Source organism: Streptomyces albofaciens JCM 4342 (genome assembly GCF_008634025.1).
In the GTDB taxonomy this organism is placed as follows: domain Bacteria; phylum Actinomycetota; class Actinomycetes; order Streptomycetales; family Streptomycetaceae; genus Streptomyces; species Streptomyces albofaciens.
In genome coordinates, this window is sequence record NZ_PDCM01000001.1 from 2,647,609 (window position 1) to 2,666,095 (window position 18,487).

Sequence of the window (18,487 nt, forward strand, 5' to 3'; positions counted from 1 at the left end):
GGGTTACGTTCACGCCACCCCATCCCGCAACACCCGCAACACCGCACGAAGACGTGAGGAGGCGCCATGCGCGCTGTCGTGGTCACCGAGCCGGGCCGTACCGCCCTGACCGAAGTCCCCGATCCCCGGCCGGCACCCGCGGAGGTCGTCGTGCGCGTCTCCTCCTGCGGGCTGTGCGGGACCGACATGCACATCCTGGGCGGCGAACTGCCCGCCGTGACCTACCCGCTGGTGCCCGGGCACGAGCTGACCGGCGAGGTGGTGGCCGTGGGCGAGGGCGTCACCGGTCCCGCCGTCGGCGACCGCGTCGCGGTCAACCCGAACATGCCGTGCGGCGCCTGCCACTACTGCCGCATCGGCCGCGCCAACCTGTGCGAGGACTACCGGGCGATCGGTGTCACCCAGGCGGGTGGTTTCGCGGAGCTGGTCGCGGTGCCCGCGCGCTGCTGCCACCTCGTACCGGAGTCGTTCTCCGAGGCCGCCGCGGGCCTGATCGAGCCGCTGTCCTGCGCGGTGCACGGCCTGAACCGGCTGCCCCGGCGCCCCGGCGAGCACTACCTGATCTACGGCGCGGGAACCATGGGCCTGATGATGGCCGCGCTCGTGCGGACGGCGGGCGCGGCCTCGGTGTCCGTCGTGGACCTCAACAAGGACCGGCTGGCCTTCGCCGAGAGCTTCGGCCTGGACGCGGCCGTCACCGACGCCGACCAGCTCGGCCGCAAGCCCGGCTTCGAGGTGGTCATCGACGCGACCGGCGCCGTACCGGCCATCGAGGACGGTCTCGGCCGGGTCCGCAAGGGCGGCACGTTCCTCCAGTTCGGCGTCACCGACCCGGCCCGCTCCGCGAAGTTCTCGCCGTACCTCGTCTACCACCACGAGATCGACATCATCGGCTCGATGGCCGTGCACAACAGTTTCCAGCCCGCCATCGACGTGCTGGAAGCCGGGCTCGACCTCGATCCGCTGGTCAGCGACGTGTACGGGCTGGAGGACTTCGACGAGGCGGTGGCCCGCTTCCGGGCCGGCACCGGCCGCAAGATCCACATCGCGCCCCAGGGCCCGCAGTCCGCGCGGAAGGGGTGACGGACGTGCCCGCACGCATCAAGAACGCCCTGATATGGGTCTTCGGCGCCCTCGGCGGCATCCTGTGGGGCTATGACACCGGCGTCATCTCCGGCGCCATGCTCTTCATCAAGAACGACATCGCGCTGACCCCGCTGCTGGAGGGCATGGTCGTCTCCGGCCTGCTGGTCGGCGCGATGCTCGGCGCGGGCCTGTCCGGGCGGCTGTCCGACTCCTGGGGCCGGCGCCGGCTGATCCTCGCCGCCTCCGCCGTCTTCATCCTCGGCACCCTCGGCGCCTCCCTGGCCACCACCCCCTGGACGCTGATCGCCTTCCGCTTCGTGATCGGCACCGGCGTGGGCATCGCCTCCGTCGTCGTACCGCTGTACCTGACGGAGCTGGCGCCCAAGCACCTGCGCGGCGGCCTGACCTCGCTGATGCAGCTGCTGGTCACGGTCGGCATCTTCCTCGCCTACGTCACCGACTACCTGCTCGCCGGGGCCGAGGCGTGGCGCTGGATGATCGGCCTGGGCGTGGTGCCCGCCGCGATCCTCGCGCTCGGCATCATCACCCAGCCCGAGAGCCCCCGCTGGCTGGTCGGCAAGGGCCGTAACGACGAGGCCCGGCAGGTGCTGACGCGGCTGCGCGGTACGGGCGGCGCGGCCGACGCGGAGCTGGCCGAGATCGAGGAGACCGAGCGCATCGAGCGGGCCGAGAGCCGGTCGCTGACGCTCAAGGACCTCGCCTCGCCGCGGCTGCGGCCGGTCCTGCTGGTCGGGATGCTGCTGGTCTTCTTCCAGAACTTCGTCGGCATCAACACGATCATCTACTACGCGCCGACGCTGCTCACCGACATCGGCTTCGGCTCCGACGGCGCGATCCTCGCCAACGTCGGCATAGGGCTGCTCAACATGCTCATGACGCTGCCCGCCATGCGCCTGATCGACCGCAAGGGCCGCAAGCCGCTGCTGCTGTACGGCGCGCTCGGCATGTGCGCGGCCATGCTCGTCCTGGCCGTCACCAACCTGTCCGGCCTCGGCTACGGCGCCGCGCTGTCCGCCCTCACCCTCTTCGGCATCGCCCTGTACATCGCGTCCTTCGCGGTCTCCTGGGGCCCGGTGCAGTGGGTGATGCTGCCGGAGCTGTTCCCGATGCGGATCCGGGCCGCCGCGGTGAGCCTGTGCGTGATGTTCAACTGGCTGTTCAACATGGTGGTCTCGCTGGTCTTCCCGTCGCTGCTGCGCGCCTGGGGAGCGGGCGTGAACTTCCTGTTCTTCGCCGTGACGACGTTCGCCGCCTTCGTCTTCGTACGGAAGCTGCTGCCGGAGACCAAGGGCCGCAGCCTGGAGGAGATCGAACGCGACCTGCTCAAGGGCCGGGAGGGGCACCTTCCGGACAGTGCGGAGGGCCGGCCGGGGCAGTCCGAAGCGGACGGATCGGTACCGGTATCGTCGGGAGCCGACGCCGCACGGTGACGCAGGGTCGCCGGCCGAGCATCCGGGAGTACGAGATGAGCCAGCCCCCCGCCCGCCGGACCGTGCTGCGAGGGGCCGCGCTCGTCGGCGCGGCGGGCTTCGGCGTCGCCGCCTGCTCGGGCGGCGGCTCGGACGGCGCGTCCGCGACGCCCGCCGAGCCGGTCACGCTGGGCGCCGCCACCGAGGTGCCGGTCGGCGGCGCCAAGCTCTACCGCGAGAGCCGGCTGCTGGTCTCGCAGCCCGAAGAGGGCCGGTTCAAGTGCTTCAGCGCCAAGTGCACCCACGCGGGGTGCGTACTGGACAAGATCGAGCGCAACCAGGGCAACTGTCCCTGCCACGGCAGCCGGTTCGACGTGACGACCGGCAAGGTCATCCAGGGGCCCGCGAGCAAGCCGCTGCCGGAGGTGCCGGTCAAGGCGCAGGGCGGCAAGCTGATCGCCGGCTGACGCGGGGCGTGGGGCGGCCCGGCCCGGTGACGCTGAGTGATTGGCCGGAAACGGACTGCTCGGTGGCAGGGGCCTGACAAGGGCACGGAAGAAGATCTACGATCGCCTGACGTGATGCGCCGATGACGCGCGAGGGGGGGCTCGTCGTGCCGGAATCTCCGGGTCGCGGCCCTGTGGGGGCGGCATGACCGAGCGCCGTTACCGGGTCATGTGCCCTCCTGTCCCCACACGCCATGGAGTGTCACCCGCGATGCACTGGAGGCGACTGCGCCGCCGCTGCCGGCGCGTGATCGACGGGATACCGCTGCCCGAGCCGTTCTCCGCGCAGGAGCTGTGCGCCCGGCTCGCCGTCGACCGGAACCGCCCGCTGCGGCTGCTGACCCTGCCCACCCCGACCGGACTGGGCATGCCGACCGGCATGTGGCTGGCCACCGAGGAGGGCGACTACGTCTTCTACGACGGGCGGACCAGCCCGCTCCACCAGGAGCACATCATCCTCCACGAGATCGGCCACCTGGTGTGCGACCACCGCACGGCCGTCGAGGACCAGCGGCTCTTCCGGCGCATCGACATCGAGGACCCGCACTCCATCCGGCAGGCGCTGGGCCGCAGCCGCTACTCCGACCGGCAGGAGCAGGAGGCGGAGATGATCGCCAGCCTGATCCTGGAGGGCGCCGGGCGGGTGCCCGCGCCGACCCTGCTGTCCGGCACGCTCGGCGGTCTGGCGTCGGGCATGGGCCTGCCGGGCGCCCGGCACCCGGGAGCGCCGTGTTCACCTGGCTGACCGACCTCGCCTGGCTGGAGAACGCCGGGATCGTCGCGCTGTGGGCCATGGTGCTCGCCCGTGCCCCGCGCGGCCTGACGGACCGGGCGCAGCGGCCCCTGTGGCTGGCCATCGTGATGATCGCGCTGGCCATGTCGATGCACCTGGAGCCGGTCACCGCCGTCCTGGCGCGGCTGGTGCCCGGCGCGCACTGGGTCGACCTGAGCACCCATCTGTTCAGCATCGTGGACGCCGCCGCCGTGCTGTGGTTCATCTTCCAGGCGGCGGGGCGCCGGCGCCGTACGGTCCTGGTGTTCGGCGCCGCCCTCGCGGTCATGGCGGCGCTCGTCGTCCTGGACGTGACCGGGCCGCCGCACCCGCGCAACCAGATCACCCCGTCGCCGGACATCCCGAGCGTGCCGGACGCCTACTGGTACGTCTTCTTCGCCTTCCACCTGACGGCCGACACCACCTGCGGCTTCGTCTGCTGGACCCAGGGCCGCACCGGCGCGCCCCGGCTGCTGCGGTACGGGCTGCGCCTGTTCGGCACCGGCATCCTGCTGGCGTCCCTGCTGTGGGTGCTCAAGCTCTGCTACCTGTTCAGCCGCTCGCCGGTCTTCGGCCCGCTGTTCTCACCGGTCACCGGCGTGGAGGCACTGTTCATCGCGGCGGGCGTGGCGCTGCCCGTGGTGGCCGGGGCCCGGCGGCTGTGGCGGGACCGTACGGCCTACCGGGGGCTGGCCCTGCTGTGGCGGGAGCTGACGGCGGTGACGCCGGACGTGGTCCTCGGGCCGGGCAGCCGGCTGCGCGACGCGGTGCTGCCGCTCCAGCTGCGCCTGTACCGCCGCGTCATCGAGATCCGCGACGCGATGATCGTGCTGCGCGACTACGTCTCCCCGGCCACCCTCGACGGGGTCCGCCGCCATGTGGACGGGCAGGCCGTCCCCGAGGACCTGGCGGACGCGCACATCACCGCCTGCTGGCTGGCCGCCGCGCTGCACGCCCGGCGCACCGGGGAGGCGCCGCAGGCCCAGACGGTCAACCTCGCGGGCCCCGGCGCGGGCGATCTCGGCGCGGAGGTGCGGCACCTGCTGCGGATCGCGGATGCCTACCGGTCTCCCGTGGTACGCGCCTACCGGACGGCACACGTCGGGACCGGGTGACGGTGCCGCGCCGCGGCCCGCCGCCGACGGGCCGCGTCCATCCGTACGACGAGAGGAAGACCGTGCTCATCGCCTTCGCCCTGACGCCCATGGGCGTGGAGGAGAACGGCGCGGCGTACGTCGCCGACGCCATCAAGATCATCCGGGAGTCCGGGCTGCCGAACCGCTCGGACTCCATGTACACGATGATCGAGGGGGACTGGGACGAGGTCATGGACGTCGTCAAGCGCGCGACCGAGGCGGTCGCGGCGCGGGTGCCGCGCGTCCAGGTCAGCATCAAGGCCGACGTGTGGCCGGGCATGGACCGCCCGCTGGACGGGAAGATCGCCATGCTGGAGCAGCGGGTGGCGCGGAACGCGGCGGCCGCGGACGCCCTGGACGGCGGCGCCGCCGCCGCGGACGCCGACGCGTCGGGCGTCCCGGCCACCGGCGCGGAGCCCACCCCCTAGCGGCCCCGGACGGCAGCCGCCCGGATCACCCCCAGTCCCAGCCGATCCCCACGATCCCGGGCCGTACGCCCTGCTCCACCAGGTGTACGGCCCGGTGCTGCCCGCTGAGCGTCAGCTCCTGCTGCCCCGAGCGCGGCGCGCCCGCCTTCGTCCGGGTGAAACGCCGGCAGCGCACCGGCAGGGCCGTTTCGTCGAAGCACACCTGGAGGACGTACTGGCCGCCGGCGAAGCGGAAGCCGCGTACGTACTCCGCGCTCTGGCCGCCGCTGCCGTCCTCGAAGGTGTAGCCGAAGACATGGGTGTCGCCCGTACGGAGCCGTACGTCGAAGAGCAGCTCGGCGACCACCATGGCGGTGGCGGCGTGCCGGCGGACCCGCCCCAGCCGGCAGTTCTCCCCGGCCGTGACGACCACCCGGGACGTGTCGCAGCCCGCGTCGCCCTGGTGTATGGCGATGTAGCGGTCCACGCCGTCCCGGTGGGCGCGCACCACCTGGAGGGAACGGCGCCCGCTCATCTCGCGGGCGGCTCCGATGCGCACCCACTCGTGGTGGCCGACCGTGTGCAGCCCCCCGTCCGTGGGGGCCTCCAGTTCGGCCAGGAGCTGGTGCAGGACGTCGGAGGGGTCGAAGAGCATGCGGTAGGAACGGGCGGCGGGGCGCTCCTTGGCCTCGGGCCGGGGGCCGCCTTCGGGGACCAGCAGCCGGTGCAGGGACTGCGCGGGCAGTTCCAGGACCTCCTCCAGGGCCCGTACGGCGCGCAGTGATTCGGGGCGCTGCGGGCGCCGGGCGCCTTGCTGCCAGTAACTCAGGCTCGTCACCCCGACCTTGATCCCGCGCTGGGCCAGCTTGTGCTGGACGCGGTGCAGGGCCAGTCCGCGGGCGGCCAGGGCGGCCCGCAGGGCCAGGTGGAACGGGCCGGTCTGCAGAACCTGCGCCAGCTCGGTCAATTGGGGTGATACCGGGGCGGTCTCCGGGTGCGCCCGGGGTGCCTGATGTGCGGGTTTCCGGTGTGCTTCGTGAAACTCACGAGGTGTGTGAGGTGGATGTTGTGTTGTGTGCTGTGTCATCGCCCAACCCTTCGGCGCGCGCGGTGAACGTTCACAACCGGACTTCACACCGTGCGCTGGCCCTGCCTGTCCGCTGCAGTACGCCGGGCGCGGGCCGTTCACACCCGGGACCGGACGTCCACACCCCCATGTCACCCCGCATTGAAGCGTGTTGACCTGCTCCCGACAACACCCGATGCTCCTGACCAGCATCCGGATGCGCTCCTCCGTAACAACCCCCTCGTTCGGGAGGAACGCCATGACCTCGGCACCACGCAGCCGCGGCACCCGCCGCAGATGGCTGTCGGCAGCGGCACTGTCGGCCGCCGCGCTGACCGCCGTACCCGCCGCACCGGCCACCGCCGCGCCCGCCCCCACCGGCACGGCGGCCACCGCCCCCCACGCGGTGGCGGCCGCCAACCGGCTCAACATCACCATGCAGGCCCAGGAGAAGACCAACTGGTGCTGGGCCGCCTCCGGCAACACCATCGCCACCTTCTACGGCAGGCGCTACAGCCAGAACCAGTTCTGCAACGCGGCCTTCAACCGTCAGCAGGGCACCACCTGCCCCAACAACCAGGCCACGCTCGGCAACGTGCAGAACGCGCTCGACTGGGCCGGCATCAACCGGGGCTCGTACGTGTCCGGCTATCTGCGCTACGGCACCGTACAGAACGAGATCAACGCGGGCCGCCCCGTGGAGACCCGCATCCAGTGGTCCTCGGGCGGCGGGCACATGCACGTGATCTACGGTTTCGACACCGCCAACCACTGGGTCTACTGGGGCGACCCGTGGGGGTCCAACAACCGCTACAACTGGGGCGACTACGACTACTACGTCAACGGCAGCGAATTCTCCTGGACCCACTCGCTCTACCGGATCGGAGCCTGACATGACCGAGCGCAGCGCTCCGGCCGCATCCGCCTCCGGGCGCGGCACCCCGGCCCGCCGCACCGCCGTACGGGCCGCCGCCACCGGCACGCTCGCCGCCGCCCTCCTCGGCCTCGCGCCGCAGCACGCGCTGGCCGCCGCTCCCGCGCCGCCCCCCGCGCCCGCCGCCCCGGCCGTCAGCGAGGCCCGCGCGGCGGCCACCGCGCCGGACACCCTCACGACGCTCTCCCGCTTCTTCGCCCGCGACGGCGCGGTCGCCGCGGCGAAGGCACGGCCGCGGATCGAGGGGCGCACGGTGCCGGTGTACGTGCTCTCGCCCGACTTCGTGCGCGGCGAGGCCGGGGCCCCGGTCGCCCGGCTGGAGTTCCTGGCCAGCACCGCGGTCTCCGCCGACGGGCAGAAGGCGTCCGTGTGGACCGCCCGGAGCCGCGGCGCGTGGAAGGTCGTCAACATCGCGACCGGCGACGACGAGGCCCGCTACAGCGCGGCGGCGGACGGCGGCACGGTCTTCCGGGAGCCGCAGATCAACGCCTGGTACGAACAGCGCGGCGACCGCGTCAGGCCGCTGGACGCCGAGGCGCGCAAGGCCATCGGCGCGGGCGGCACCACCGTGGCCGCGTACCAGAAGCGGGTGGCCGAGGCGTACGGCGACAAGCTGCCCGGCTCCGCGTACGACCGGCGCGGCGCCGCGGGCGGCTACGGCCCGCAGGACGGCGCGGAGGGCGCGGCCGCCGCGGCGCGTCCGCAGCCCGTCGCGGCCGGCGCCGCGGCGGACGGCGGCAGCGGCCCGGTCACCGCGGCCTCGGCCGTGGCGGGCACCGCCGCGCTGCTCGCCCTCGGCCTCTCCGGGGCCGCGGCGCTGCGCCGGCGCCACAGCCGCTGAGGCCCGGCCTGGGGGACCACCCGCCCGCGGGCCGCACCGGCCCGGACGGATCCCACCCGTCCGGGCCGGTGCCCGCCTCCGCGCCGTACGCGGACGGTCGCGGACGCCCCCGCCGCGCGCGCCCGCCGCCGCCCGCTGTCACCGCCCCCAAGTAGGGTGGACGGCATGGCAGACCCCAGCAGTTACCGACCCAAGCCGGGACAGATCCCCGACTCGCCCGGGGTCTACAGATTCCGTGACGAGCACCGCCGCGTGATCTACGTCGGCAAGGCCAAGAGCCTGCGCCAGCGCCTGTCCAGCTACTTCCAGGACCTGGCCAACCTCCACCCGCGCACCCGCACGATGGTCACCACCGCGGCCTCCGTCGAGTGGACCGTCGTCGGCACCGAGGTCGAGGCGCTCCAGCTCGAATACACCTGGATCAAGGAGTACGACCCGCGGTTCAACGTCAAGTACCGCGACGACAAGAGCTATCCGTATCTGGCCGTCACCCTCAACGAGGAGTATCCGAGGGTGCGGGTCATGCGCGGCGCCAAGAAGAAGGGCGTGCGCTACTTCGGCCCGTACGGCCAGGCGTGGGCCATCCGCGAGACCGTCGACCTGCTGCTGCGCGTCTTCCCCGTGCGGACCTGCTCCGCCGGGGTCTTCAAGCGCTCCGCCCAGATCGGCCGCCCCTGCCTGCTCGGCTACATCGGCAAGTGCTCCGCCCCCTGCGTCGGCCGGGTCTCCTCCGAGGAGCACCGCGAACTGGCCGAGGAGTTCTGCGACTTCATGGCCGGCCGTACCGGTGCGTACATCCGCCGCCTGGAGAAGGCCATGCAGGAGGCCGCCGAGGAGATGGAGTACGAGCGGGCGGCCCGGCTGCGCGACGACATAGACGCGCTGCGGCGCGCCATGGAGAAGAGCGCCGTCGTGCTCGCCGACGCCACCGACGCCGACCTGATCGCGCTCGCCGAGGACGAGCTGGAAGCGGCCGTGCAGATCTTCCACGTCCGCGGCGGCCGGGTGCGCGGCCAGCGCGGCTGGGTCACCGACAAGGTCGAGAACGTCGACACCGCGGCCCTCGTCGAGCACGCCCTCCAGCAGCTGTACGGCGAGGAGAGCGGCGACGCCGTGCCCAAGGAGGTGCTGGTCCCGGCGCTGCCCGACCCGGTCGAACCGGTCCAGCAGTGGCTCACGGAGCGCCGCGGCTCGAACGTCTCGCTGCGCATCCCGCAGCGCGGCGACAAGAAGGACCTGATGGTCACGGTCCAGCGCAACGCCCAGCAGGCCCTGGCCCTGCACAAGACCAAGCGCGCCTCCGACCTGACCACCCGCTCCCGCGCCCTGGAGGAGATCGCCCAGGCCCTCGGCCTGGACTCGGTGCCGCTGCGCATCGAGTGCTTCGACATCTCCCACCTCCAGGGCGACGACGTGGTGGCCTCCATGGTCGTCTTCGAGGACGGCCTCGCCCGCAAGAGCGAGTACCGCCGCTTCCAGATCAAGTCCTTCGAGGGCCAGGACGACGTCCGCGCCATGCACGAGGTCATCGGGCGCCGCTTCCGCCGGTACCTCCAGGAGAAGCAGCAGACGGGGGAGTGGGAGGAGGAGACGACCGCGGGGGAGGACACCCCGGCGGCCGCCGGGGAAATCCCGCCCGCGGCCACCGGCCCCACCGGCGAACCCGTGCCCACCGGCCCCACCGACGAGGAGGGCCGCCCCAAACGCTTCGCCTACCCGCCCCAGCTCGTCGTCGTGGACGGCGGTCAGCCGCAGGTCGCCGCAGCCCAGCGGGCCCTGTCCGAGCTGGGCGTCGACGACGTCGCCGTATGCGGCCTGGCCAAGCGTCTCGAAGAGGTCTGGCTGCCCGACGAGGACGACCCGGTCGTGCTGCCCCGCAGCAGCGAGGGCCTCTACCTGCTCCAGCGCGTACGTGACGAGGCCCACCGCTTCGCCATCGCCTACCAGCGCAACAAGCGGGGCAAGCGCCTCAGGTCCGGGCCCCTGGACAGCATCCCCGGGCTCGGCGAGAGTCGCCGCCAGGCCCTGCTGAAGCACTTCGGCTCGGTCAAGCGGCTGCGCGCCGCCCGGGTCGAGGACATCTGCGAGGTGCCGGGCATCGGCCGCAAGACGGCCGAGACCATCGCGGCGGCGCTGGCCGGAGCGGCCCCGGCCGCCCCGGCGGTGAACACCGCCACAGGAGAGATCATTGAGGATGACGGGGCCGCACCGGCCGCGTTGTCATCGGAACGGGGGCTGGAACGATGAGCGGCAGCACAGAGCAGCACAGGCACGACCAGCGGGACGCGCGGGACACGCCGCGCACCCGCGAGACCGAGGAAGACGGTGCACAGGTGAGTACGGGCACGATGCGCGAGGCCGGCCAGGGCGAGAGCGCCGCCATCCCCGAGCTGGTGATCATCTCGGGCATGTCGGGGGCCGGCCGCAGCACGGCCGCCAAGTGTCTGGAGGACCTCGGCTGGTTCGTCGTGGACAACATCCCGCCCGAGCTGATCCCGCCGATGGTCGAGCTGGGCGCCCGCTCGCAGGGCAACGTGGCCCGCATCGCCGTCGTCGTGGACGTCCGCGGCCGGCGCTTCTTCGACAACCTCAAGGAGTCCCTGGCCACCCTCGACGCGCAGAACGTCAAGCGCCGCATCGTCTTCCTGGAGTCCTCCGACGAGGCCCTGGTGCGCCGCTTCGAGTCCGTCCGCCGCCCGCACCCCCTCCAGGGCGACGGCCGCATCGTGGACGGCATCGCCGCCGAGCGCGACCTGCTGCGCGAGCTGCGCGGCGACGCCGACCTGGTCATCGACACCTCCAGCCTGAACGTCCACGAACTGCGCGCCAAGATGGACGCCCAGTTCGCCGGCGAGGAGGTCCCCGAGCTGCGGGCCACCGTCATGTCCTTCGGCTTCAAGTACGGCCTGCCCGTCGACGCCGACATGGTCATCGACTGCCGCTTCATCCCCAACCCGCACTGGGTCCCCGAGCTGCGCCCGTACACCGGCCTGAACGAGGAGGTCTCCTCCTACGTCTTCGGCCAGCCCGGCGCCAAGGAGTTCCTGGACGGCTACGCGGAGCTGCTGCGCCTCGTCGCCGAGGGCTACCGCCGCGAGGGCAAGCGGTACGTGACCATCGCGGTCGGCTGTACGGGCGGCAAGCACCGCAGCGTCGCCATGTCCGAGAAGCTCGCCCACCGCCTGGTCTCCGAAGGCGTCGAGACCGTCGTCGTCCACCGGGACATGGGGCGCGAATGACCGCCCGTCCCCTGCGGCTGCGCCGGGTCCGCAAACTGGTCCCGGGCAGCCGCTCCGGCAGGGGCGCCACGCCCAAGGTCGTCGCGCTCGGCGGCGGCATGGGCCTGTCCGCCTCGCTGGCCGCGCTGCGCCGCATCACCGGCGACCTGACCGCCGTCGTCACGGTCGCCGACGACGGCGGCTCCAGCGGGCGGCTGCGCGACGAGCTGGGCGTCCTGCCGCCCGGCGACCTGCGCAAGGCGCTGGCCGCGCTGTGCGGGGACGACGACTGGGGCCAGACCTGGTCCCGGGTGATCCAGCACCGCTTCACCAGCGAGGGCGAACTGCACGACCACGCCGTCGGCAACCTCCTCATCGTCGCCCTGTGGGAACAGCTCGGCGACCACGTCCAGGCCCTGGACCTGGTCGGCAAGCTGCTCGGCGCGCACGGCCGGGTGCTGCCCATGTCCGCCGTGCCGCTGGAGCTCCAGGCCCTGGTCAAGGGCCACGACGAGACCCGCCCGGACGACATCGTCACGGTCCGCGGCCAGGCCACGGTCGCGCTCACCCCCGGCGAGGTGCAGTCCGTGCACGTCGTCCCGGAGGACCCGCCCGCCGTGCCCGAGGCCGTCGCCGCCGTCCGCGACGCCGACTGGGTGGTCCTCGGCCCCGGCTCCTGGTTCTCCTCCGTCATCCCGCACCTGCTCGTGCCCGAGCTGCGCGAAGCACTGGAGGAGACCAAGGCCCGCAAGGTCCTCTCGCTGAACCTCGCGCCCCAGCCGGGCGAAACCGATGGCTTTTCCCCGCAGCGTCATTTGGAGGTTTTGGCCCGACACGCCCCTAAACTCGCCTTCGACGTGGTGCTGGCCGACCGGGCCGCCGTGCCCGACACCGAGAGCCTGACCGTCGCTGCCAAGCAGCTCGTCGGCAGCGAGGTCGAGCTGGCGGCGGTCGCCGCGCCCGGCAGCCCCTGCGGCACGGCGGAGCCCCACAAGGGAGCCGCCCGGCACGACCCGGAGCTGCTGGCCGCCGCGTACGACCGTATTTTTCGGATGCATGGAAGGATCGGCCCATGGCGATGACGGCAGCGGTGAAGGATGAAATCTCCCGGCTCCCCGTCACCCGGACCTGCTGCCGGAAGTCGGAGGTCTCGTCGATCCTGCGGTTCGCGGGTGGACTGCACCTGGTCAGCGGGCGCATCGTGATCGAGGCGGAGCTGGACACGGGCATCGCGGCCCGGCGGCTGCGCAAGGACATCCTGGAGATCTTCGGCCACTCCTCCGACCTGGTGGTGATGGCCCCCGGCGGCCTGCGGCGCGGCAGCCGCTACGTGGTCCGGGTCGTCGCCGGCGGCGACCAGCTCGCCCGCCAGACCGGCCTGGTCGACGGCCGCGGCCGGCCCATCCGCGGCCTGCCCCCGCAGGTCGTCTCCGGGGCCACCTGCGACGCCGAGGCGGCCTGGCGCGGGGCCTTCCTCGCGCACGGCTCGCTCACCGAGCCCGGCCGCTCCTCCTCGCTGGAGGTCACCTGCCCCGGCCCCGAGGCGGCCCTCGCGCTGGTCGGCGCGGCCCGCCGGCTCGGCATCGGCGCCAAGGCCCGCGAGGTGCGCGGCGTGGACCGCGTCGTCGTCCGGGACGGTGATGCGATTGGCGCGCTGTTGACGCGCCTCGGCGCGCACGAGTCCGTACTGGCCTGGGAGGAGCGGCGGATGCGCCGCGAGGTCCGCGCCACGGCCAACCGCCTCGCCAACTTCGACGACGCCAACCTGCGCCGCTCGGCGCGCGCCGCGGTCGCCGCGGGCGCCCGGGTCCAGCGCGCCCTGGAGATCCTCGGCGAGGAGGTCCCCGAGCACCTCGCCGCGGCCGGCCGGCTGCGCATGGACCACAAGCAGGCGTCCCTGGAGGAGCTGGGCGCCCTCGCCGACCCGCCCCTGACGAAGGACGCGGTCGCCGGCCGCATCCGCCGCCTCCTGGCCATGGCCGACAAGCGCGCCCAGGACCTGGGCATCCCCGGCACGGAGTCCAACCTGTCGGAGGAGATGGCGGACGGGATGGTCGGCTGAGGTGCCGCGGTAGCGGCGTCTGTCCGGGAAGTTTCGGCGGCCGGTGGTGGGCCGCTCACCGTGGCCGACTTGCCGTCCGTGCCGGGTGGCGCACCCCCGGCCCCGTGCACGGGGCCGGTCCTCCGGACTTCGTCCTACGGCCCGCCCCCTCCCGCCGTACGGCGACGAACGGCCCGTGGGGCAGGCGTCCCCCACCCACGCCGCCGCAGCCTGACACGTACAGGAGGGGCCGGGACCGGAGAACGAAGTCTGGAGGGCCCGGAACCGTCCCCCTACCGGCAGCCGCCTGCCCGCAGCCGGGTACGGGGCCGGTCCTCCAGACTTCGTCCTACGGCCCAGCCCCTCCCGCCGTACGGCGACGAACGGCCGGTGGGGGCAGTCGTCCCCCCACCCACGTCGCGGCAGTCTGACACGTACAGGAGGGGCCGGGACCGGAGGACGGAGTCTGTAGGGCCCGGAACCGTCCCCCTGCCGGTAGCCGCCTGCCCGCAGCCGGGTACGGGGCCGGTCCTCCAGACTTCGTCCTCCGGCCCACCCCCTCCCGCCGTACGGCGACGAACGGCCGGTGGGGGCAGGCACCCCCCACCCGCGCCGCCGCAGCCTGACACGTACAGGAGGGACCGGGACCGGAGGACGGAGTCTGGAGGGCCCGGGCCCGTCCCCCTGCCGGTAGCCGTCTGCCCGCAGCCGGGTACGGGGCCGGTCCTCCAGACTTCGTCCTCCGGCCCACCCCCTTGCGCAGTGGGGCGGCCGACGGCCGGTGGGGGCAGGCGCCCCCCCATCCACGGCGCCGCAGTCTGACGCGTACGGGAGGGTTCGGCACCGTAGGGCGGAGTCCGGAGGTGCCGGGCCCGCGCCAGGGACATCGGCCGGCCGCCACGGGCGGAAAACCGTGTGCGGACCACCCCGGCCGGCCCCTAACCTGCGGCAAATGGGCGCATTACGGATCAGACCGATGCGTGCGGACGATCTCGCGTCGGCGGAGCGGGCCTCGGCGCTGACCTTCCTCGACGCGGATCGGCTCACCCGCAGGGCCCGCGACCCGGAGCCCGAGCTCCGGCCCGCCGCTGCCGCTCGGCGGTGGATCGACCGGATGCGCTACTACCTGGACGCCGACCCGGGCGGCTGCTGGGTCGCGGTGGACGCCGCCGCGGAGGCAAGCACCTGCCAGGTGGTGGGCTTCGCGGTCTCCCAGAACCGCGACGACCTCTGGTACCTCGCCACCTACGGCGTCCTGCCCGGCCACCAGGGCCGGGGCATCGGCAAGCGCCTGCTGGACGCCGCCCTCGCGCACGCCGACGGGCGCCCCGGCATCTTCTCCTCCAGCACCCACCCCGGCGCCACCCGCCGGTACCGCCTCGCCGGTTTCTCGCTCCACCCGCAGATGCAGATGGTGGGGACCGTCGACCGGTCCGCCCTGCCCGCGGTGGACGGCCTCCGGGACGGCGGCCCGGACGACTTCGCGTGGATGGACCGGCTGGACCGCGATCTGCGGGGCGCCGGGCACGGCCCCGACCACGGCCATCTGCTGGCCGCCCATCGGCTGGTCGTCTCCCGCGACCGGTCCCGGCCGGGGTATGTGTACGTCGATGACCAGGGGCGGGCCGTGCTGCTGGCCGCCGCGTGTGCCGACACCGCGCAGCGGCTGCTGTGGGAGGCCCTGGCCGCGTCGTACGGGGACACCCTCGTCAACTGCATCACCACCCCCAACGAATGGGCGATCGACGTCGGCCTCGCCGCCGGGCTCGCCATCGGCCAGGAGGGGTACATCGCCGTTCGCGGGATGCCCGTCCCGGCGCCGTACCTGGCGGCCGGCCACTTCCTGTAGGCCGTACGGGCGCCCCGTCCCGTACGGCCACCGCTTTTGGCCACGGGCTGTATTGACATGATCATGCAGCGTCACCAGTCTGGCGAGCGCCCATTCACGAGGTGGACGACGGCAAGGGGGGTTCATGAGACGCAAGGCGAGATCGCTGCTCGCGGTGGCGGCGCTGCTGCTGGGCGGGGTGACGGCGGTGCCGGCCGCGCAGGCGCAGGCGCGGGACGGCGGAGGAGGGGACCGGGACGCCATCGGGACCTGGACCGGTGAGGTCACCGCCGCGCAGGTGCCGCTGCTGCTGAAGGCGGGCGTGGACGGTCACGAGATCGGCGCGCGGGTACCGAAGGCCGGCAAGGGGCAGGTCGAGGTGCAGCTGTCCGCCGCGCAGGCGGCCGGGCTGCGCGAGCAAGGCGTCCGGCTGACCCGCAAAATCGTTTCCCCAGAGACGCAGCGCAAGCTCAGGGCCCAGGGCGACCGCGTCTTCCGGCCGTACATGGGCGTCCACGGCCTGATGAAGGAGATGATCGACACCGCCCGGTTCAACCGGAAGCTGGCGAAGGTCGTCAGCATCGGCAAGACCGTCAAGGGCCGCGACATCATGGCCCTGAAGCTCACCAAGGACGCCGACACCACCGAGGACGGCGCCAAGCCCGCGGTGCTGTACCTGTCCAACCAGCACGCCCGGGAGTGGATCACTCCCGAGATGACCCGCCGGCTGATGCAGTACTACCTGGCCGGGTACGGCAAGGACCCGCGGCTGACGAAGATCCTCGACACCACCGAGCTGTGGTTCGTGCTCTCCGCCAACCCCGACGGCTACGACTACACCTTCGAGAGCCCGCAGAACCGCATGTGGCGCAAGAACCTGCGGGACAACAACGGCGACGGCAAGATCACGCCGGGCGACGGCGTCGACCTCAACCGCAACTTCTCCTACAAGTGGGGCTACGACAACGAGGGTTCGTCCCCCAACCCGTCCAGCGAGACCTACCGCGGCCCGGCCGCCGCCTCCGAGCCGGAGACCAAGGCGCTGGACGCCTTCGAGAAGCGCATCGGCTTCCGATACGCCGTCAACTACCATTCCGCCGCCGAGCTGATCCTCTACGGCGTCGGCTGGCAGGTCGCCACGCCCACCCCCGACGACGTCCTCTACCGGGCCCTGGCCGGCACCCCCGAGAAGCCCGCGATCCCCGGCTACCGCCCGCAGGTCTCCTCCGAGCTCTACACCACCAACGGCGAGGCCGACGGCCACGCCTCCAACGTCAACGGCATCCCCATGTTCACCCCGGAGATGTCCACCTGCCAGACCGCGTCGAACGCCGACCCCAACGACGAGTGGAACGCCGCCGACTGCCAGTCGGTCTTCACCTTCCCCGACTCCGAGAAGCTGATCCAGGCGGAGTTCGAGAAGAACATCCCCTTCGCGCTCTCCGTCGCCGAGAGCGCCGGGCGTCCGGACCGGCCCGTCTCGTCGGTGGGCATGGAGGCACCCGACTTCACCCCGCACGCCTTCACCACCTCCTACGCGCGCGGGGAGGAGCAGCAGGTCGCCGTCACCGCGCGCAAGTCCGTACGGGACAAGGAGCTCAACTACCGCGTCAACGGCGGGCGGCGGCACACCGAGGAGCTTGAGGCCTGGAAGGGCGGCGAGCGGTACGGGGGCGAGGACAACATCCACTTCGACCAGTACCGGGCCGTCGTAGAGGGGGCCGATCCGGGCGACGAGGTCGAGGTGTGGTTCACGGGCCGTACCCGCGAGGGCAAGGCCACCAGGAGCGAACCCTTCACCTACACCGTCGCCGAGCGGCCCCGCGCCGACACCCTGGTCATCGCCGAGGAGGGCGGCACCGCCCCCGCGCGGCACACCGCCGCGTACACCAGGGCCCTGGCCGCCAACGGCCACCGCGCGGCCGTCTGGGACGTCGCCCGGCAGGGCACCCCGGACGCGCTCGGCGTGCTGAGCCACTTCGAGAAGGTGGTCTGGTACACCGGCGCGGGCCGGCCGGGCGGCGCCACCCAGCTGGCCGTACGCGACTACCTCAACGAGGGCGGCAAGCTGCTCACCGCAGGTGAGCAGGCGGGCGGCAGCGCCGTGGTCGGCCGGGCGGTGAGCGACGACTTCGCCCAGTACTACCTGGGCGCCGGCAGCCGGATCTCCCTGAAGTCGCCGCCCGCCTTCAAGGGCGACGGCAAGCTGGCCGGCACGGAGGTGAAGCTGGGTGACGCGCCCGGCAACCCGCTGGACGCCGCGGGCACCCACTCGGTCATCTCCGACGAACTGCCGCCCGCGACGTTCCCGCAGTTCGCGAGCGCCGCGGCCGGTACCTACCCGGGCGTACGGTCGCCGTTCCAGCCGTACGAGGGCGACTGGTTCGCCGCCGCGCGGCACCGCGACAGCTCCTGGATGCGGCTGGCCCGGACCGTGGACCTGACCGGCGTGGCCGCGAGCGCCCGGCCCGCCCTGCAGTTCATGCTCAGCCACGACACCGAGACGGGCTACGACAACGCCGTCATCGAGGCGCACACCGTCGGCAAGGACGACTGGACCACGCTGCGTGACGCGAACGGCGGCACCGGCACCGACGTACCCGCCGAGTGCGGCCAGGGCTACTACCTGACCGCCCACCCCTTCCTCCAGCACTACCTGACCCGCACCGGCACCCAGTGCCGCAACACCGGCACGACCGGTGCCTGGAACCGCTTCACCGGCAGCTCGAACGGCTGGCGGCCGGTGTCGGTGGACCTGTCCGCCTACGCCGGACAGCTGGTCGAGCTGGTGATCTCCTACGTCACCGACCCCAGCACCGGCGGCCGCGGCGTCTTCGTGGACAACACCAAGGTCACCACCGGTACCGGCAACGAGCCCCTGGAGGGCTTCGAGACCTCCCTCGGCCCCTGGACGACCCCCGGGCCGCCCGCCGGCAGCCCGGCCTCCTCGGGCGACTGGACCCGCTCCAAGGAGCTGTTCCGTACGGCCGGCGCGATCACCACGCGTGACACCGTCCTGCTGGGCTTCGGCCTGGAACACGTACAGACCGCCGCGCAACGGGCCGAACTGGCCGGCGCGGCGCTCGACGCGCTGGACGACTGATCACGCTCGTACTCTCTCGGCGAACAGGGCGGCCCGTGGCCCCAGAGTGGGCCCGGACCGCCCCTGTCAATGTCACGTACGTCTCGTATTGGGGGTAGGGTCGGAGGCGGTCGGGGACA

Annotated in this window: 15 protein-coding genes; 14 read left to right on the plus strand and 1 reads right to left on the minus strand. The window is 72.9% G+C overall.

From position 1 onward, the window contains the following. The first annotated feature begins 66 nt into the window (after positions 1-66). The 6 genes from CP973_RS11845 to CP973_RS11870 all read left to right on the plus strand — a co-directional run bounded on the left by CP973_RS11845 (position 67) and on the right by CP973_RS11870 (position 5,358). Positions 67-1,083: a zinc-dependent alcohol dehydrogenase family protein gene (locus CP973_RS11845; protein WP_150239990.1), complete on the plus strand. Its 1,017-nt coding sequence runs from the start codon at positions 67-69 to the stop codon at positions 1,081-1,083. 5 nt (positions 1,084-1,088) lie between these two features. Further along, on the plus strand, positions 1,089-2,537 hold the full coding sequence (locus CP973_RS11850; protein ID WP_150239992.1) for a sugar porter family MFS transporter: 1,449 nt from the start codon (positions 1,089-1,091) through the stop codon (positions 2,535-2,537). A gap of 35 nt (positions 2,538-2,572) precedes the next feature. Then, entirely contained in the window at positions 2,573-2,983 is a 411-nt protein-coding gene (locus tag CP973_RS11855; RefSeq protein WP_150239994.1) for a Rieske (2Fe-2S) protein, read from the plus strand. A 250-nt stretch (positions 2,984-3,233) separates the two neighbouring features. Then, entirely contained in the window at positions 3,234-3,767 is a 534-nt protein-coding gene (locus CP973_RS11860; RefSeq protein WP_150239996.1) for an ImmA/IrrE family metallo-endopeptidase, read from the plus strand. Continuing rightward, positions 3,752-4,909, plus strand: a complete 1,158-nt coding sequence (locus CP973_RS11865; protein WP_150239998.1) for an MAB_1171c family putative transporter — start codon at positions 3,752-3,754, stop codon at positions 4,907-4,909. The genes CP973_RS11860 and CP973_RS11865 overlap by 16 nt, the downstream gene beginning before the upstream one ends. 62 nt (positions 4,910-4,971) lie before the next feature. Beyond that, positions 4,972-5,358, plus strand: a complete 387-nt coding sequence (locus CP973_RS11870) for a thiamine-binding protein (RefSeq protein WP_150243473.1) — start codon at positions 4,972-4,974, stop codon at positions 5,356-5,358. Positions 5,359-5,383: 25 nt separating this feature from the next. Here CP973_RS11870 and CP973_RS11875 read toward each other — a convergent pair whose 3' ends face one another. Continuing rightward, entirely contained in the window at positions 5,384-6,304 is a 921-nt protein-coding gene (locus CP973_RS11875; RefSeq protein WP_150240000.1) for a hypothetical protein, read from the minus strand. A gap of 358 nt (positions 6,305-6,662) precedes the next feature. Here CP973_RS11875 and CP973_RS11880 point away from each other — a divergent pair, with 358 nt between their 5' ends. The 8 genes from CP973_RS11880 (at position 6,663) to CP973_RS11915 (ending at position 18,368) form a co-directional block, all read left to right on the plus strand. Then, positions 6,663-7,295, plus strand: a complete 633-nt coding sequence (locus tag CP973_RS11880) for a papain-like cysteine protease family protein (RefSeq protein ID WP_150240002.1) — start codon at positions 6,663-6,665, stop codon at positions 7,293-7,295. 1 nt (position 7,296) lies between these two features. Then, the gene (locus CP973_RS11885; protein WP_150240004.1) at positions 7,297-8,178 is read left to right on the plus strand and encodes a hypothetical protein; all 882 of its coding nucleotides are present in this window, start codon (positions 7,297-7,299) and stop codon (positions 8,176-8,178) included. Between the two features lie 165 nt (positions 8,179-8,343). After that, positions 8,344-10,425: an excinuclease ABC subunit UvrC gene (uvrC, locus tag CP973_RS11890; RefSeq protein WP_150240006.1), complete on the plus strand. Its 2,082-nt coding sequence runs from the start codon at positions 8,344-8,346 to the stop codon at positions 10,423-10,425. Positions 10,426-10,526: 101 nt separating this feature from the next. Then, positions 10,527-11,417 carry an RNase adapter RapZ gene (gene rapZ, locus CP973_RS11895; protein ID WP_050508478.1) on the plus strand — a complete coding sequence of 297 codons (891 nt, stop codon included), beginning with the start codon at positions 10,527-10,529 and terminating at the stop codon, positions 11,415-11,417. Next, positions 11,414-12,478, plus strand: a complete 1,065-nt coding sequence (locus CP973_RS11900) for a gluconeogenesis factor YvcK family protein (protein WP_150240008.1) — start codon at positions 11,414-11,416, stop codon at positions 12,476-12,478. The genes rapZ and CP973_RS11900 overlap by 4 nt, the downstream gene beginning before the upstream one ends. Continuing rightward, positions 12,469-13,458 carry a DNA-binding protein WhiA gene (gene whiA, locus CP973_RS11905; RefSeq protein ID WP_003987139.1) on the plus strand — a complete coding sequence of 330 codons (990 nt, stop codon included), beginning with the start codon at positions 12,469-12,471 and terminating at the stop codon, positions 13,456-13,458. Before CP973_RS11900 ends, whiA begins: the two co-directional genes overlap by 10 nt. 955 nt (positions 13,459-14,413) lie before the next feature. Then, complete coding sequence (locus CP973_RS11910) at positions 14,414-15,286, plus strand: GNAT family N-acetyltransferase (RefSeq protein ID WP_150240010.1); 873 nt, start codon at positions 14,414-14,416, stop codon at positions 15,284-15,286. Between the two features lie 124 nt (positions 15,287-15,410). Then, positions 15,411-18,368 (plus strand): M14 family metallopeptidase, encoded by a 2,958-nt coding sequence (locus tag CP973_RS11915; RefSeq protein ID WP_150240012.1) that lies wholly within the window; start codon positions 15,411-15,413, stop codon positions 18,366-18,368. Positions 18,369-18,487 lie beyond the last annotated feature (119 nt).